Below are 14,306 nucleotides of genomic sequence, written 5' to 3' on the forward strand. Positions count from 1 at the left end.
CATGGTTTTCGGTGGGGTGTTGCATTCCCGCGCGGAGGAGACGGCATGCGCAGTTCGGTCGAGATATTCACTGTGGAAACAGGCGAGACGCAGGTGGTCTGGCAGACGGACCGGCTGGTGGAGGCGCCGAATTTCGCGCCCGACGGCAACGGCCTGATCGTCAACGACGATGGCCGGCTCTGGCGCCTCGGTCTCGATGGCGGAGAGCCGGAGATGATCGACACGGGCTTTGCCGGCAGACTGAACAACGACCATGGCGTTTCGCCGGATGGATTGCTGCTTGCGATCAGCGACAAGACGGAATTCGGGAAATCGGCGATCTACACGCTGCCGATCGGTGGGGGAACGCCGACGCTCGTGACGCCGAACCTGCCCTCCTACTGGCATGGCTGGTCGCCGGACGGGACACGACTGACCTATTGCGGCATTCGCGACCAGGTGTTCGATATCTACACGATTGCCGTCGATGGCGGCGAGGAGACGCGCCTGACGCGGGGCGAAGGGCGCAATGACGGGCCGGACTATTCGGCCGACGGGCGCTGGATCTATTTCAACTCCAGCCGGTCTGGCCGCATGCAAATCTGGCGGGTGCCAGCGGAGGGCGGGCCGGCGGAACGCATCACCGACAGCCCCTATGGCGACTGGTTTCCGCATCCCTCGCCGGATGGCCGCAGCGTCCTCGTCATTTCCTATGACGGCGATGTGTTCGACCATCCGCGCGACCTGACGGTGCGGCTGCGGCTGATGGACCCTGACGGCGGCAACGCCCGGGAATTGTTCGAGCTCTTCGGCGGGCAGGGCACGATGAACGTGCCGAACTGGTCTCCGGACGGGAAGAGCTTCGCCTTCGTCCGCTATGCGCCGGTGTCGTAAGCGCCTGTCTCAGTTCGTCTGCTGCTGCTGGTAGCCGGGGCCTGCGGGGTGGTGCAGGTCGATGGAGGATTCCTCGGCCGGCAGGAAGGAGGGGCCGACCTGGCGGACGCGGTTCGCCTTGGGGTCGTAAGGCCGCTCGTTGACTGCGGGCGAGGGTGTCTCGACAGGCGCCGTGGCCGGAAGGAACACTTTCGGGGCGGCAGGCTCCGGGGCCGTGGGTGCGGCGGTGGCGGGTTGCGGCTTCTTGGTGATGGTGACCACGGCCTTGTCGGATGGGGTGCTCATGCGGGGAGCGGGTGCATCGGCGGGCAGGGTCGAGAAGCCGGAACCCGGGTTCGTGGCGGCCGATTGCGACGGAATACGGCAGCCGCACTGGCTGCGCGCGGCGGGGTTTCCGCTCTTGTAGGCGAACGCCGTTGGCAGATCGGTATAGGGGCTGCCGGTGCTGGCCGAGATCATGTCCTGCGTCTCGCCGGTCAACGGATGATAGTAGAGTTCGGTCGTCGCACCCGGGCAGCGGGCGCTGCAGGTTTGCGCATCGCGCTCGAAATCGTCCGGCGTGGCGTTGGCGGAAATCGGGAAGAACGAGCCGTCGCAGGTGCGCACGCACATGGTGCGCAACGGGCCGTCCTGCGTCAGGAGATGAAGGTTGGGGGCGGACAGGTCCGTTATCGGCGGCTCGGACACAGGCCCGTCTGACGGCCCTCTCAGGCTCGTCTCTTCGCTGCCGATCGGCGGAAGGTCGGCGATGATGTTGCGGAAGCGGCGGGGTTCGGATGCATCCGGCCCCGAGACCGACGCGCTGACGAGATCGCTGTCGACCGCCTCGCAGCGGTTGGCCTGCAGGGCCACCAGCACGCGGCGGCGGGCGGCGTCATCGTCCGAGCCCGCAATCTCTTCCGCGCGGTGCGCTTTCAGGTCCGCGAGATCTTCGCTGATGGCGGCGATGCGGTTGTCGAGGTCGGCGCAGGCCTCTTCGTTGTCGCCATTGATGACGGTGACGCTGTCCGTGCTGCAGCCAAGCGTCCGCTGCTGGCTGCGCGCACTGCGAAGCTCCAGATTCTGGCGCGTGATGGCGCCGGTGACATTGCGCTGCCGGGTGTCGTCATAGCCGCTGTCGTTCGACATCGTCTCGGGCAGGTCGGCGAGGCGCGCAAACAGCCTGTCGCAGAGCGGAGAGGCTTCGGCACCCGCGGACAGGCACAGGAGCGGCGCGAGCAATGCGGCCATGGACACTCTGCGGATACTCAAACGTCGCCTGCCTCGGTGGAAATGTCCGGTCTCCCTAAGAGACCGATAAGATCCGCGCCCTCGGGGAGCGCGGATAAGACGATATCATAGACGCTTTGCATCTCGCTGCAACGCGCCGCGCGATCACATTCGCGCGGCCAGAACGGGTTCATACCGGGTGTGACGCTTCCACCACGGCCAAGGCCGCCATGTTCACGACGCCACGCGAGGTGACCGAGGGCGACAGGATGTGGGCGGGCAGGGCGGCGCCGAGCAGGATCGGCCCGACATGCAAGCCGTCGATCATGCTCTTCACCACGCCGAAGGTGATGTTGGCGGCATCCAGATTGGGGAAAACCAGAAGATTTGCATCCTCGTGCAGCGTCGTCGAGGGCATGACGCGTTTGCGCAGGACCTGCGAGATCGCCGATTCGCCGTGCATTTCGCCGTCCGCTTCTAGATCGGGCGCAAGCTCGCGCACGAACTCCATCGCCCGGCGCATCTTGCTGGCGCTTTCCGATTCGCGGGAGCCGAAGTTGGAGTGGGAGACGAGGGCGGCGCGGGGCGTGATGCCGAAGCGCTTGATCTCTTCCGCCGCCATGATCGTCTTCTGCGCGATCTCTTCCGAGGTCGGGTTGAAGGTGACGAAGGTGTCGGTGAAGAAGGTCGCGCCGTGCTGGGAGATCAGCAGGCTCATGGCCGAGAAATCCAGCGCACCCGGCCGCTTGCCGATGATCTGCGAGATATCGCGCAGATGGCGGCTGTAGCGGCCTTCGAGGCCGCAGATCAGAGCATCGGCTTCGCCGCGCTTCAGCGCGATCGCGCCGATGACGGTGTAGTTGGTGCGCACGATGGTGCGGGCGGCTTCCGGGATGACGCCGAGGCGACCGACCAGCGACAGATACTGATCGACGTAATCCTTGAAGCGGCGGTCGCTTTCCGGATTGATCACCTCGAAATCGGTTTCCGGGCGGATGCGCAGACCGTAGCGCTTGAGGCGCGATTCGATGATCTGCGGGCGGCCGATGAGGATCGGAAGCGCGGTGCCTTCCTCCAGCAGTACCTGGGCGGCGCGCAGCACGCGCTCGTCCTCGCCCTCCGAAAAGATGACCCGCTTCTTCTCGGCGGCTTTCGCCAGCGTGAAGATCGGCTTCATGATGAAGCCGGAGCGGAACACGAAGCGGTTCAACTGGTCGAGATAGGCATCGAAATCGGTGATCGGCCGGGCGGCGACGCCGCTGTCGGCCGCAGCCTTGGCGACCGCCGGGGCGATGCGCAGGATCAGCCGCTGGTCGAAGGGCGAAGGGATGAGATAGTCCGGGCCGAAGATCGGCGTTTCCTCGGAATAGGCGCGGGCGGCGACGTCCGACGGCTCCTCGCGGGCAAGACCGGCGATGGCGCGCACGGCGGCCATCTTCATTTCCTCGTTGATCGTCCGGGCACCGCAATCGAGCGCGCCACGGAAGATGTAGGGGAAGCAGAGGACGTTGTTGACCTGGTTGGGGAAGTCCGACCGGCCGGTGCAGATCATCGCGTCCGGCCGTGCCGCGCGGGCAAGGCTTGGCATGATTTCCGGGTTGGGGTTGGCGAGCGCCATGATGAGCGGCTTGTCCGCCATCTGCACCAGCAATTCCGGCTTCAGCACGCCGGCCGCCGACAGGCCGAGGAAGACGTCGGCATTGGCGATGCTGTCGGCCAACACCCGGTTGTCGCTCTTCTGAGCGTAGATCGACTTCCACTCGTCCATCAGGACTTCGCGGCCCTCGTAGACGAGGCCTTCGAGATCGTGGACCCAGATGTTTTCGCGCCGGGCGCCGAGTTCGACGAGAAGGTTGAGACAGGCAAGTGCTGCTGCACCGGCACCGGAGGTGACGATCTTCGCCTTGGCGATGTCCTTGCCGGCGAGTTCGAGACCGTTGAGAATGGCGGCGGCGACGATGATGGCGGTGCCGTGCTGGTCGTCGTGGAAGACGGGGATGTCCATCTTCGCGCGCAGCTGGCGCTCGACCTCGAAACATTCCGGGGCCTTGATGTCCTCGAGGTTGATGCCGCCGAAGGTCGGCTCCAGCGCCGAGATGACATCGACCATGCGGGAGATTTCCGGCGCATCGATCTCGATGTCGAACACGTCGATGCCGGCGAATTTCTTGAAGAGGACGGCTTTGCCTTCCATCACGGGCTTGGAGGCCAGCGGACCGATATTGCCGAGACCGAGCACGGCGGAGCCGTTGGAGACGACGGCAACAAGGTTGGCGCGCGCCGTGTATTCGGCGGCCATGGACGGGTCGTCGCGGATGGCGAGACAGGGTGCGGCGACGCCCGGGGAATAGGCGAGCGCGAGGTCGCGCTGGTTGCCGAGCGGCTTCGTCGCCTGGATCTCCAGCTTGCCGGGACGGGGATACCGGTGGAAGAACAGCGCCTGCTCGTCAAGGTCGCCGCCGGCCGGTGTCTTCGGTGTCTTGGTGTCTTCGCCGCTGCTCATCGCGTCAGTACCCTCTTTCAGAACGGGGTTCTTCTGGCACGAATTCGCCGGTGCGTACAGTTCGCGGCACAGGTTTTGGCAGGCTTCTCACATTCACGTGTTGTGTTGTCATGCTCCTGAAACAGGAGTCTGTTTTCAGGAATAGCAGGATCTGAAACCCGGAGAGGACCGATGGACCAGAGAGTGAGCGAGCCTGCCGTCCGGCATTTCCGGACCCTGTTCATTTCCGACGTGCATCTGGGCTCCAAGGCCGCAAAGACTGATTACCTGCTCGATTTCCTGCGCCTGCACGATGCTGATACGATCATCCTCGTTGGTGACATCGTCGATGGATGGCGGCTGAAGCGCTCCTGGTACTGGCCGCAATCCTGCAACGATGTGGTGCAGAAGCTGCTGCGCAAGGCCCGCAAGGGCACGCGGATCATCTATATCCCCGGCAATCACGACGAATTCCTGCGGGCCTTTCCCGGCATGCATTTCGGCGGCATCGAGGTGGCCTCACGCCACATTCACGAGAGTGCGGACGGACTGCGCTATCTCGTGCTGCATGGGGACGAGTTCGACGTGGTGGTGCGCAATGCGCGGCTGCTCGCCTATCTCGGGGACTGGGCCTACGACACGGCGATCGTCATCAATATCGGGCTTGCCGCCGTGCGCCGCCGGCTCGGCATGCCCTACTGGTCGTTTTCGGCCTGGGCGAAACAGCAAGTCAAGCACGCCGTCAATTTCATCGGCGAATTCCAGACGGTCGTCGCCGCGGAAGCGCGCAAGGCCGAGGCGGACGGCGTGGTCTGCGGGCATATCCACCATGCGGTGATCGAGGATATCGACGGCATCCGCTACATGAATTCCGGCGACTGGGTGGAAAGCTGCACGGCGATCGCCGAGCATGCCGACGGGCGGATGGAGCTGCTCACCTGGAACGTGCTGGCCGGCGCACCGCAGCCCGCAGAGGACAGCAGCGAGGCGCAGGCTCTGGTCGGTTCGTTTCTCGCGCGACACGCCGCCTGAGCCGGGTCGCTTCCGGAAAGAGCCGGTGACGGTCATCTCCCCGTTTTCGGGAGAGGTTCGCACTGGCGCGGTCTACCCGGGCCATGATAACCGGCAGGATCGACATCAGGTCATCCCGAATGGATTCTTCCTCTTCGCCAAGGTTCCATGAGCCGGCGCCGCCTTCGCGATTCGTGGCGCGGATCGCGCTGCTCTTTAGCGCGCCGCTGTTCATCAACGGGTTTGCGCTGCCCTTCTTCCCGGTCTGGCTGGCCTCATTGTCGTTCGATGCAGCGCAGATTTCGGTGATCCTGGCGGTCCCCATGTTCGTGCGGGTGTTTTCTGCGCCGGTCGCGGGCATAATCGCGGATAAGCTTGGCGAGCGGACGCGGCTTCTCTTCTGGTCGGCCGGGCTGTCGCTGCTGACGGCGCTCGGGCTGTTCGTGTCCCACGCGTTCTGGGCGGTGTTGGCCATCTACACGCTGCAGGGCGTTGTCTATTCGCCCTATGTGCCGATCGTCGAGGCGGTTGCGCTGACCGGCGTGCGGCGCTGGGGCTTCGACTATGCGCGCATGCGGCTGTGGGGCTCCATCGCCTTTATCTGTGCGACGATGATCGGCGGCGCGCTGATCAGCCGTTTCGGCGCGATGATGGTGCTGCCGGCGATGACGGTGGGCTTTGTCGCCATGGTCGCGGTCACGTTCCTTGCGCCGCGCGTCGGAGCGCCGCGGCGTCCCTCCACGCTGACGACGCTGGCCGACCCGCCGCCGAAGGCGCTGCGCGCGCCGGACATCCAGATGCTGCTGATGGGCGTCGGGCTCGTCAATGGCAGCCACGGCATGCTGTTTGCGTTTTCGGCGCTCTACTGGAGGAGCATCGGTTTTTCGGGGACGGAGGTGGGGCTGCTCTGGAGCGCCGGCGTCGCGGCGGAGATCGCCATGTTCGTCGCGGCCAAGATGATCCTCGTGCGGGTCAGCCTCTGGGCGATGATCTTTTCGGGCGCGGGGCTTGCCATTCTGCGCTGGCTCGTCTTCCCGCTCGATCTCGGCTTCTGGGGCTATTTCGCGCTGCAGTGTTCTCACGCCTTCACCTACGCGATCATGCACACCGGACTGCAGACCATGCTGGTGCGTCGCGTGGCCGAGCGGCAGGAGACAGCGGCGCAGGGGCTTTACTTCTTCTATACCGGTATCTTCACGGCGCTTTGCACCTTCGTCTCGGGCATCTTCTACGGCTGGTTCGGCGTGCACGGCTTCCTGTCCATGGCGGTCGCCGCCTTCATCGGCTTTGCGCTTCTCATCGTCGCCTGGACGATTCAGCCCCAGAGTTCCGGCTCCAGCGGCATGAGCAGCGAGCCCTCATAGCGCAGGCCCGGCTCGCGGTCGCGCGCAAGCAGCAGCGGACCGTCGAGGTCGACGAAGGCAGCGCCTTGCGCGACGAGGGCGGCCGGCGCCATGGCAAGCGATGTGCCGACCATGCAGCCGACCATGACGTCGAGGCCGAGTGCGCGGGCCCGGTCGCGCATGTCGAAGGCGTGGGTGAGGCCGCCGGTCTTGTCGAGTTTGATGTTGACGGCGTCGTAGCGGCCGGCGAGGTGATCCAGATCGGCGATGGTGTGGACGCTTTCATCCGCACAGACGGGAACCGGCCGGGGGACGCGGGCAAGGATCTCGTCATGGCCGGCCGGCAGAGGTTGCTCGATGAGCGCGATGCCCGCTTCCTCGCAGACGGCGAAATGTGCCGCCAGATTATCCTCCGTCCAGCCTTCGTTGGCGTCGAGGATGATGATCGATTCGGGGGCGGACCGTCGGACCGCACGGATGCGGGCAGTGTCGTCCGCGGTGCCGACCTTGACCTTGAGGACCGGCCGGAAGGCGGCTTCCGCCGCACGGGCCGCCATCGTCTCGGCGTCGGCGAGCGAGATCGTGTAGGCGGTGACGAGGGGCTGCGGCAGGGGCAGGCCGGCGAGCTGCCACGCGGGAAGGGCACTTTTCTTTGCCTCCAGGTCCCAGATCGCGCAATCCACCGCATTGCGGGCCGCACCCGGTGGCATGATGCGGGCAAGTTCGGCCCGGCCGATGCCGCGCTCGATCGCGTGAAGGCAGGCCTCGATGGCCGCGACGACGCTTTCGATCGTTTCGCCATAGCGGGCATAGGGCACGCATTCGCCGCTGCCGCTCGTCACCCCCTCCCGCAGGCGGCAGGTGACGACGGAGGCTGCCGTTTTGGAGCCTCGCGAAATGGTGAAATGCCCGGCGATGGGAAAATGCTCGACGGTGATCTCAAGCGTGGTCATCTGCGTATAGCCCTTCCGAAACGATCATTCCATAAGACGTGGCATCCACATCACGGTCGTCAACTGCCTGTCGTCACGATTGTCCCCGGCGTCTTTTCCATCGGTGACATCGTTAACGCCAGTCGCTATGAGTGTTGGCTGATCGCTCCCGATGCAACCTTTGCCCAGAGAATTTAGAGCCGCGTGACCAAAACCCTCGTCAAGACTGAAGCGACCGTCGAGCGCGACGATTCCGGCGAGAAGGGGGACACGGTCTATCGTTTCGGCGGTAACTGGCGCGCCTCCGGCCTGCCCTCCGTGGTGAAGCGTCTGGACGAGATGGCCAAGCCCGCCGGCGGGCCGCAGGGCGCGCAAGTCCGATTCGACCTCTCCGACATAAGCGCCATGGACACGGCCGGCGCCTGGATCATCCGCCGCTTCATGACAAAGCTGGGCGGCGACGAGGCGGTAACGCTGGATGGCGGCAATGCCGGCTATCTCGAACTCGTGAAGGCGCTGCCGGCCGAACTGCGCGATCCGCAGGCCGATAACGGCCCGCCGCGCACGCTCGCCGACCGCGCGTTCCAGCCGATCGGCAAGGCCGTGCTGGCCATGTGGGACGACACGGTCGCGGCCATGTACATCGTCGGTTCCGCCGTTCGCGGGGCACAGCTGAAGGTCGGCCGCCACAGCGGTCTGTCGCCCGCCGCCATTGTCAATCAGATCGATCGCATGGGTGTGCAGGCCGTGCCGATCGTTGCCCTGATGTCGTTCCTGATCGGCGCGATCATCGCGCAGCAGGGCGCCTTCCAGCTGCGTTATTTCGGCGCCGAACTCTTCGTGGTCGATCTCGTCGGCATTCTACAGCTGCGTGAAATCGGCGTGCTCCTGACCGCCATCATGATCGCCGGCCGCTCCGGCAGCGCGATCACGGCCGAAGTCGGCTCGATGAAGATGCGCGAGGAGATCGATGCCCTGAAGGTGATGGGGCTGAGCCCCATCGGCATCCTCGTGTTCCCGCGCCTCGTCGCTCTCACCATCGCCCTGCCGCTGCTAACGATCATCGCCAATTTCGCGGCGCTTTCGGGTGCTGCCCTGGTGGTCAACATCTATTCCGGCATCACGCTCGATACCTTCCTCGCTCGTCTGCAGGAGGCCGTTGATTTCTCCTCCGTGCTCGCGGGCATGATCAAGGCGCCGTTCATGGCGTTGATCATCGGCATCGTGGCCTCGGTCGAGGGCATGAAGGTCGGCGGCAGTGCCGAATCGCTCGGTAAGCACGTGACGCAATCGGTGGTGAAGTCGATCTTCGTGGTCATCCTCATCGACGCCCTCTTCGCCATCTTCTATTCGGCGATCAATTTCTGATGGAGGCGACAGCGATGCAGACCGCCGACGATGCACAGGACACCACGCCCGGCCCAGCGAAGGGCGAGGGCGATCGCGAGATCATTCTGTCGGTCAAGGACCTCACGGTCGCCTTCGGCACCAACGTCGTGCTGGATGCGCTGAACCTCGATATCTATCGGGGCGAGATCCTCGGCTTCGTCGGACCTTCCGGCACCGGCAAGTCCGTGCTGATGCGCACGGTGCTGCGGCTTCTGCCGCGCCGTTCGGGCAAGATCGAGATTTTGGGCGCCGAATATGACGCGGTGAGCGACGAGGAGCGCGTGGAACTCGATACGCGTCTCGGTGTGCTGTTCCAGCATGGCGCGCTGTTCTCCTCGCTGACGGTGAAAGAGAATATCCAGGTTCCGATGCGGGAATATCTCGATCTGCCGCAGGAGATCATGGACGATCTGGCGCGGCTGAAGATCGAGCTGGTTGGCCTTGCGCCGGAAGCGGCCGACAAGTTTCCCTCCGAGCTCTCGGGCGGCATGATCAAGCGCGCAGCGCTGGCGCGCGCGCTGGCGCTCGACCCGGACCTCGTCTTCCTCGACGAGCCGACATCGGGTCTCGACCCGATCGGCGCCGCCGAGTTCGATGAATTGATCGCGCGGCTGCGGGACACTCTCGGGCTCACCGTGTATATGGTGACTCACGACCTCGACAGCCTGTTTTCGGTCTGCGACCGCATTGCGGTTCTCGGGAACAAGAAGGTCATGGTGGAAGGGACGATCGAGGACATGCTCGCCTCCGACGACGACTGGGTGCAGTCCTATTTCCGCGGCAAGCGGGCGCGCTCGATCGTGCGCGACGATGGCCACGACCTGCACCATCACGATCCGAACGCGCCGCGGCGCGACGAGAGCAGCCGGCAGGGCAGTGAGAAGAGCGGGCGCGCAAGCTGACCGGTTTTAAAAGTTTCAGACAGTTCTAATTAGGCCCGCGCGGCCACAGGGTAGACGCCAAAGATGGAAACCAAAGCCAATTACACGATCGTCGGGTTCTTCACCATCGCCGTGATCGTCGCCGCCTTCGGGTTCGTCTACTGGATGTCCCAGTTCGGACGCGGCGGCGAAATGGTCGAGCTGGTCGTGAGCATTCCCGGCTCCGCCAACGGCCTGAGCGTCGGCTCGCCGGTGCGCTTCAACGGTATTCCCGTCGGCAGCGTCCGCAGCCTTGCGATCAACGCCAACGATCCGCGCTATTCGGTCGCCGTGACGGAAGTCTCCGCCGATGCGCCGGTACTGACCTCCACCAAGGCAACGCTCGAAGTGCAGGGCCTGACGGGTGCTGCCTATATCGAGCTCAGCGGCGGCAACAAGGGCGAGCCGAGCATTCTGCGCAAGGCGATCGACGAGGGCACCTCGGCCCAGATCCAGGCCGACCAGTCGAGCGTGACCAGCCTGCTGGCAACCGCCGACAAAATCATGGACCGCGCCAATGACGCGATCGGCGATATCCAGGGCTTCGTCTCCGACGTCCGCGGGCCGCTGACCGGCACCATTACCAATGCCGAACGCTTCTCGAAGTCGCTTGCCGACAATTCGGAAGGTATCGACCAGTTTCTCGAAAGCGTGAGCGCGCTTTCGACCTCCATCAACAGCGCCGCCGAGAAGCTCGATTCGACGCTGACCTCTGCTGACGCGCTGGTGAAGTCGGTCAATCCGCAGGACGTGAACCGCATCGTGTCCAACGTCGCCCGGATGACCGACGAGCTGTCGACAGCCTCGGTGGGCGTGGCCGATACGATCGCGACAATCCGCAAGACCGCCGAGACCTATGAGCGCTTCGGCGCGAATGCGACGACGACACTGGCCAAGGTCGATTCGCTGCTGGGCGCCGTCGATACGCAGAAGGTGGGCAACGTCATCAACGACGCCTCGGTCGCCAGTGCCGACGCCCGCCGCGCGATCTCGACCTTCGCGTCGCTGGCCGACAGCGTGCGCGAGCGGCAGCCGGAGATCGACCAGACGATTACCGACGTGACGCAGATAGCCAACAAGCTGAACGCCGCTTCCAGCCGTGTCGATGGTATTCTCGTCAAGCTCGACGGCTTCCTCGGCGATGCGGATGCGCCCGGTATCTCGCAGGACGCACGCCAGACGCTGGCTTCGTTCCGCAGCGTGGCCGACAACATCAACGCCCAGATCGGCCCGATCGCAAACAACCTGAAGCGCTTCACCAGCTCCGGCCTGCGCGACATCGAGGCGCTGGTGGACGATACCCGCCGGACCGTGCAGTCGCTCGACAGCACCATCTCGACCTTCGACAAGAACCCGCAGCGGCTTCTCTTCGGTGGCGAGACGGTGAAGCAGTATGACGGGCGCACGCGTCGCTGAGGCCTGATAGAGGCTGCATGCGATTCGGGTAAAAGGTGGGATCGGCCAAGGTTTATGGCCGATCCCACGCCCTGCGAGACGCGGCTTGCAGAGGGTATTGGACGAGAAGCGTGACATGACTGCACAGGTTGTCGCTTTTCCGCGCTGCACGTGATGCGACAGAGGCGTTTCGCCCTTGTCTTGTTCAAGTCGCTGCTTAGATTGCTCCCCATCAATAAGGGTCATGGCTGAATGTTTCCGGACGTCAACGGTACTGGTAAATCGCGTTTCCTCCGGGCTTTGGCTCTTCTTCTCGTGGCAGCGCCGCTCGCGGCCTGCGCGGGAAAGCCGAATAACGACACCTACAGCCTGTCGTCCGTCCCGACCATTGAGGGACCGGCGGCGACCTCCAAGCAGATTCTCGTGCCTGAGCCGACGGCGCTGAAGGCGCTCGACAGCGACCAGATCGTCATCCGGCTTTCGGGTTCCGAACTGCAGTACCTCGCGAAATCGCAGTGGGGCGACCGCCTGCCGCGCATGGTACAGTCCAAGCTGGTTCAGGCATTCGAGAACAGCGGCAAGGTCGGCGGCGTCGGCAAGCCGGGCGAGGGGCTCGCTATCGACTATCAGGTCGTGACCGAAATTCGCTCCTTTGAGGTGGACACGACCGGGTCGCGTACTGCGGTGGTGGAGATCTTCGCCAAGATCGTCAACGATCGCAACGGCACCGTCCGCGCCCAGAAGGCTTTCCGCGCCACGGTCCCCGTCTCGGGCACCGGCGCACCGGCCTATATCAAGGGGCTCGACGGGGCTGGCGCCAAGGTGGTCGCCGATATTGTCCGCTGGACGCTCACGGCGATCTGAGATCGGACTTTCTCTTTCAACAACGGCTGCATGGCGATCGCTCTGCAGCCGTTGTCGTTTTAGGTAGACGCGAGAGATCTGACGCGACGCCCAAATGCCGCGTTCATCTTTATGTCCGCATCTCGGGAATCGTCATCTGGTTATCAACCTCGTCGACGCCCTCGACGGACGTGGCCGCTTCCACTGCGCGGTCCGCCTCCTCAAGCGAACTGATGAAGCCGGAGAGGACGATGGTGTTGCCGCGGGACACGACGGTAACGTCGCTGACGTCTATGTCCCGCATGGCCGCCAGCGTATCGGCCACGCGGGTTTCCAGATCTGCCGGCTGGTTGGCTGCCGCATCGCCCGGGTCCGTACCGAAGAACGTCCGTTCCTTGTACACCATCGTCATTGCTCCTCTGATCCCGTGCTTTTGCACGGACGAACAACGTCGATGGCGCCGATTGGTTGCGATCGGCCCCGAGTAGCGCCGACGGGCGCTCAGGGGTAGCGAACGACCGGCGGGAGCGAGGAGAGGATCGAGTCGACATTGCCCCCGGTCTTCAGACCGAAGATGGTGCCGCGGTCGTAGAGCAGGTTGAACTCGACATAGCGACCACGCCGGACGAGCTGCTCGTCACGATCCTCTTCCGTCCAGGGATTGTTAAAGTTCGAGCGGACGATCTTCGGGTAGAGCATGGCGAAGGCGCGGCCGATATCCTGGGTGAAGGCGAAGTCCGCTTCCCAGCCGCCCTGTTCGTCGGACGAGTGCAGCCAATCATAGAAAATGCCGCCCGTGCCGCGCGGCTCGTTGCGGTGCTTCAGGAAGAAGTATTCGTCGCACCACGCCTTGTAGCGGGCATGATCGGCCACCGCATGACGGCCGCAGGCGATCTCGAGACCCTTGTGGAAGAGGATCGTATCCGGATCCGTCATGACGCGGCGCCGGTCGAGCACGGGGGTGAGGTCGGCGCCGCCGCCGAACCACTGGCTGGTGGTCACGACCATGCGCGTGTTCATATGCACGGCGGGCACATTGGGGTTCACGGGGTGGGCGATCAGCGAGATGCCGGATGCCCAGAACCGGGGGTCTTCGGTCGCTCCGGGGATCTGCGCGCGGAACTCCGGCGAGAACTCGCCATGGACGGTGGAGGTGTGCACGCCCACCTTCTCGAAGACGCGGCCCGCCATCATCGACATGACGCCGCCACCGCCTTCGCCGCCGTCGCGCTGCCAGGGTTTTTGCTCGAAACGGCCCGGAGGCTCGTCGGCAAGCGGACCCGTGAGATCGTTCTCGATCGCCTCCAGCGCAGCGCAGATCGTGTCGCGCAGGCTCTCGAACCAGGCGCGGGCGCGCAGCTTTTTGTCCTCGATGTCGTCGGGCAGGCCGGGTGGCAGGTCGGGTCGTTCCATCGCGGCAGTCCTCGGTGCGTGGCGTTCGGTCATTCCTAGACCATTTCGGTGACGAGCGGAATTACAGGGTCGGCCTATCCTGTTGTTTTACCGGATTTGCCTCGGTGTCTGCACCCGTTCCTGGAGGAGGCCCGTCTTCTTCGAACGCGCATGATTCGACTCGCAAAAATGCGGCGTGGTGCTTATCTTGTTTCCCGCACCGTATCTCTCCGGATGACGAAAAGGCGTGGCATGGCAAGACCTCCGGCACCTCCATCGCTCGATGGACTGAAGCGACAGATCGCGCGGCATCGCGAGCGGCGCGCTGAGACCGGGGGCAGTCTGTTCGTCCGCGAAACCTTCCTGCTTGACCGTCCCGCCGCCCGGGAAAAGGCGCAGGAATGGTTCGAGCATTTCCCAAAAGCCGCCTATTGGACCGAGATCGAGAGCTGGCGTCAGCTCGAGGGCGATCGGATCGAGTTCACAATGCGGCGGCTGCCGACGGCAGATTAGGTCG

Annotated in this window: 13 protein-coding genes; 8 read left to right on the forward strand and 5 right to left on the reverse strand. The window is 64.4% G+C overall.

Annotated elements, in window-relative coordinates; translation table 11 throughout:
• Positions 1–45 precede the first annotated feature (45 nt).
• The gene (locus C8J33_RS03475; RefSeq protein ID WP_132663146.1) at positions 46–873 is read left to right on the forward strand and encodes a TolB family protein; all 828 of its coding nucleotides are present in this window, start codon (positions 46–48) and stop codon (positions 871–873) included.
• 9 nt (positions 874–882) lie between these two features.
• Here C8J33_RS03475 and C8J33_RS03480 read toward each other — a convergent pair whose 3' ends face one another.
• Complete coding sequence (locus C8J33_RS03480) at positions 883–2,103, reverse strand: DUF2865 domain-containing protein (RefSeq protein WP_132663147.1); 1,221 nt, start codon at positions 2,101–2,103, stop codon at positions 883–885.
• Between the two features lie 169 nt (positions 2,104–2,272).
• Positions 2,273–4,585, reverse strand: a complete 2,313-nt coding sequence (locus C8J33_RS03485) for an NADP-dependent malic enzyme (protein WP_132663148.1) — start codon at positions 4,583–4,585, stop codon at positions 2,273–2,275.
• 171 nt (positions 4,586–4,756) lie between these two features.
• Here C8J33_RS03485 and C8J33_RS03490 point away from each other — a divergent pair, with 171 nt between their 5' ends.
• Positions 4,757–5,596, forward strand: a complete 840-nt coding sequence (locus C8J33_RS03490) for a UDP-2,3-diacylglucosamine diphosphatase (protein ID WP_132447371.1) — start codon at positions 4,757–4,759, stop codon at positions 5,594–5,596.
• 119 nt (positions 5,597–5,715) lie between these two features.
• Positions 5,716–6,939, forward strand: coding sequence for an MFS transporter (locus tag C8J33_RS03495; protein ID WP_132663149.1), 1,224 nt, complete (start codon positions 5,716–5,718; stop codon positions 6,937–6,939).
• Here C8J33_RS03495 and dgcA read toward each other — a convergent pair.
• Positions 6,891–7,871, reverse strand: a complete 981-nt coding sequence (dgcA, locus tag C8J33_RS03500) for an N-acetyl-D-Glu racemase DgcA (protein WP_132663150.1) — start codon at positions 7,869–7,871, stop codon at positions 6,891–6,893. The two genes, C8J33_RS03495 and dgcA, sit on opposite strands and share 49 nt — an antisense overlap.
• A gap of 183 nt (positions 7,872–8,054) precedes the next feature.
• Between dgcA and C8J33_RS03505 the strand changes: the two genes are divergently transcribed.
• From C8J33_RS03505 to C8J33_RS03520, 4 genes are all read left to right on the forward strand, one after another.
• Complete coding sequence (locus C8J33_RS03505) at positions 8,055–9,218, forward strand: MlaE family ABC transporter permease (protein WP_422037414.1); 1,164 nt, start codon at positions 8,055–8,057, stop codon at positions 9,216–9,218.
• A 14-nt stretch (positions 9,219–9,232) separates the two neighbouring features.
• Entirely contained in the window at positions 9,233–10,141 is a 909-nt protein-coding gene (locus C8J33_RS03510) for an ABC transporter ATP-binding protein (protein ID WP_110799448.1), read from the forward strand.
• Between the two features lie 63 nt (positions 10,142–10,204).
• On the forward strand, positions 10,205–11,575 hold the full coding sequence (locus C8J33_RS03515; protein WP_110799010.1) for an MlaD family protein: 1,371 nt from the start codon (positions 10,205–10,207) through the stop codon (positions 11,573–11,575).
• A 231-nt stretch (positions 11,576–11,806) separates the two neighbouring features.
• The gene (locus C8J33_RS03520; RefSeq protein ID WP_132663151.1) at positions 11,807–12,418 is read left to right on the forward strand and encodes an ABC-type transport auxiliary lipoprotein family protein; all 612 of its coding nucleotides are present in this window, start codon (positions 11,807–11,809) and stop codon (positions 12,416–12,418) included.
• 109 nt (positions 12,419–12,527) lie between these two features.
• Here C8J33_RS03520 and C8J33_RS03525 read toward each other — a convergent pair whose 3' ends face one another.
• Both C8J33_RS03525 and hemF read right to left on the reverse strand, forming a co-directional pair.
• Positions 12,528–12,803 (reverse strand): BON domain-containing protein, encoded by a 276-nt coding sequence (locus tag C8J33_RS03525; protein ID WP_132663152.1) that lies wholly within the window; start codon positions 12,801–12,803, stop codon positions 12,528–12,530.
• Positions 12,804–12,898: 95 nt separating this feature from the next.
• Positions 12,899–13,810, reverse strand: coding sequence for an oxygen-dependent coproporphyrinogen oxidase (gene hemF / locus C8J33_RS03530; protein ID WP_132663153.1), 912 nt, complete (start codon positions 13,808–13,810; stop codon positions 12,899–12,901).
• A 231-nt stretch (positions 13,811–14,041) separates the two neighbouring features.
• Here hemF and C8J33_RS03535 point away from each other — a divergent pair, with 231 nt between their 5' ends.
• Positions 14,042–14,302, forward strand: a complete 261-nt coding sequence (locus C8J33_RS03535) for a hypothetical protein (protein ID WP_132663154.1) — start codon at positions 14,042–14,044, stop codon at positions 14,300–14,302.
• Positions 14,303–14,306: the final 4 nt, after the last annotated feature.

It is taken from the genome of Rhizobium sp. PP-CC-3G-465, from assembly GCF_004343445.1.
GTDB classification, from domain to species: Bacteria; Pseudomonadota; Alphaproteobacteria; order Rhizobiales; family Rhizobiaceae; genus Ferranicluibacter; species Ferranicluibacter rubi.

Excerpts from the sequence above, each read along its gene's own strand:
- C8J33_RS03475 (WP_132663146.1), top strand. The coding sequence starts at position 46 with ATGCGCAGTTCGGTCGAGATATTCACTGTGGAAACAGGCGAGACGCAG.
- C8J33_RS03480 (WP_132663147.1), bottom strand. The coding sequence starts at position 2,103 with ATGGCCGCATTGCTCGCGCCGCTCCTGTGCCTGTCCGCGGGTGCCGAA.
- C8J33_RS03485 (WP_132663148.1), bottom strand. The coding sequence starts at position 4,585 with ATGAGCAGCGGCGAAGACACCAAGACACCGAAGACACCGGCCGGCGGC.
- C8J33_RS03490 (WP_132447371.1), top strand. The coding sequence starts at position 4,757 with ATGGACCAGAGAGTGAGCGAGCCTGCCGTCCGGCATTTCCGGACCCTG.
- C8J33_RS03495 (WP_132663149.1), top strand. The coding sequence starts at position 5,716 with ATGGATTCTTCCTCTTCGCCAAGGTTCCATGAGCCGGCGCCGCCTTCG.
- dgcA (WP_132663150.1), bottom strand. The coding sequence starts at position 7,871 with ATGACCACGCTTGAGATCACCGTCGAGCATTTTCCCATCGCCGGGCAT.
- C8J33_RS03510 (WP_110799448.1), top strand. The coding sequence starts at position 9,233 with ATGCAGACCGCCGACGATGCACAGGACACCACGCCCGGCCCAGCGAAG.
- C8J33_RS03515 (WP_110799010.1), top strand. The coding sequence starts at position 10,205 with ATGGAAACCAAAGCCAATTACACGATCGTCGGGTTCTTCACCATCGCC.
- C8J33_RS03520 (WP_132663151.1), top strand. The coding sequence starts at position 11,807 with ATGTTTCCGGACGTCAACGGTACTGGTAAATCGCGTTTCCTCCGGGCT.
- C8J33_RS03525 (WP_132663152.1), bottom strand. The coding sequence starts at position 12,803 with ATGGTGTACAAGGAACGGACGTTCTTCGGTACGGACCCGGGCGATGCG.
- hemF (WP_132663153.1), bottom strand. The coding sequence starts at position 13,810 with ATGGAACGACCCGACCTGCCACCCGGCCTGCCCGACGACATCGAGGAC.
- C8J33_RS03535 (WP_132663154.1), top strand. The coding sequence starts at position 14,042 with ATGGCAAGACCTCCGGCACCTCCATCGCTCGATGGACTGAAGCGACAG.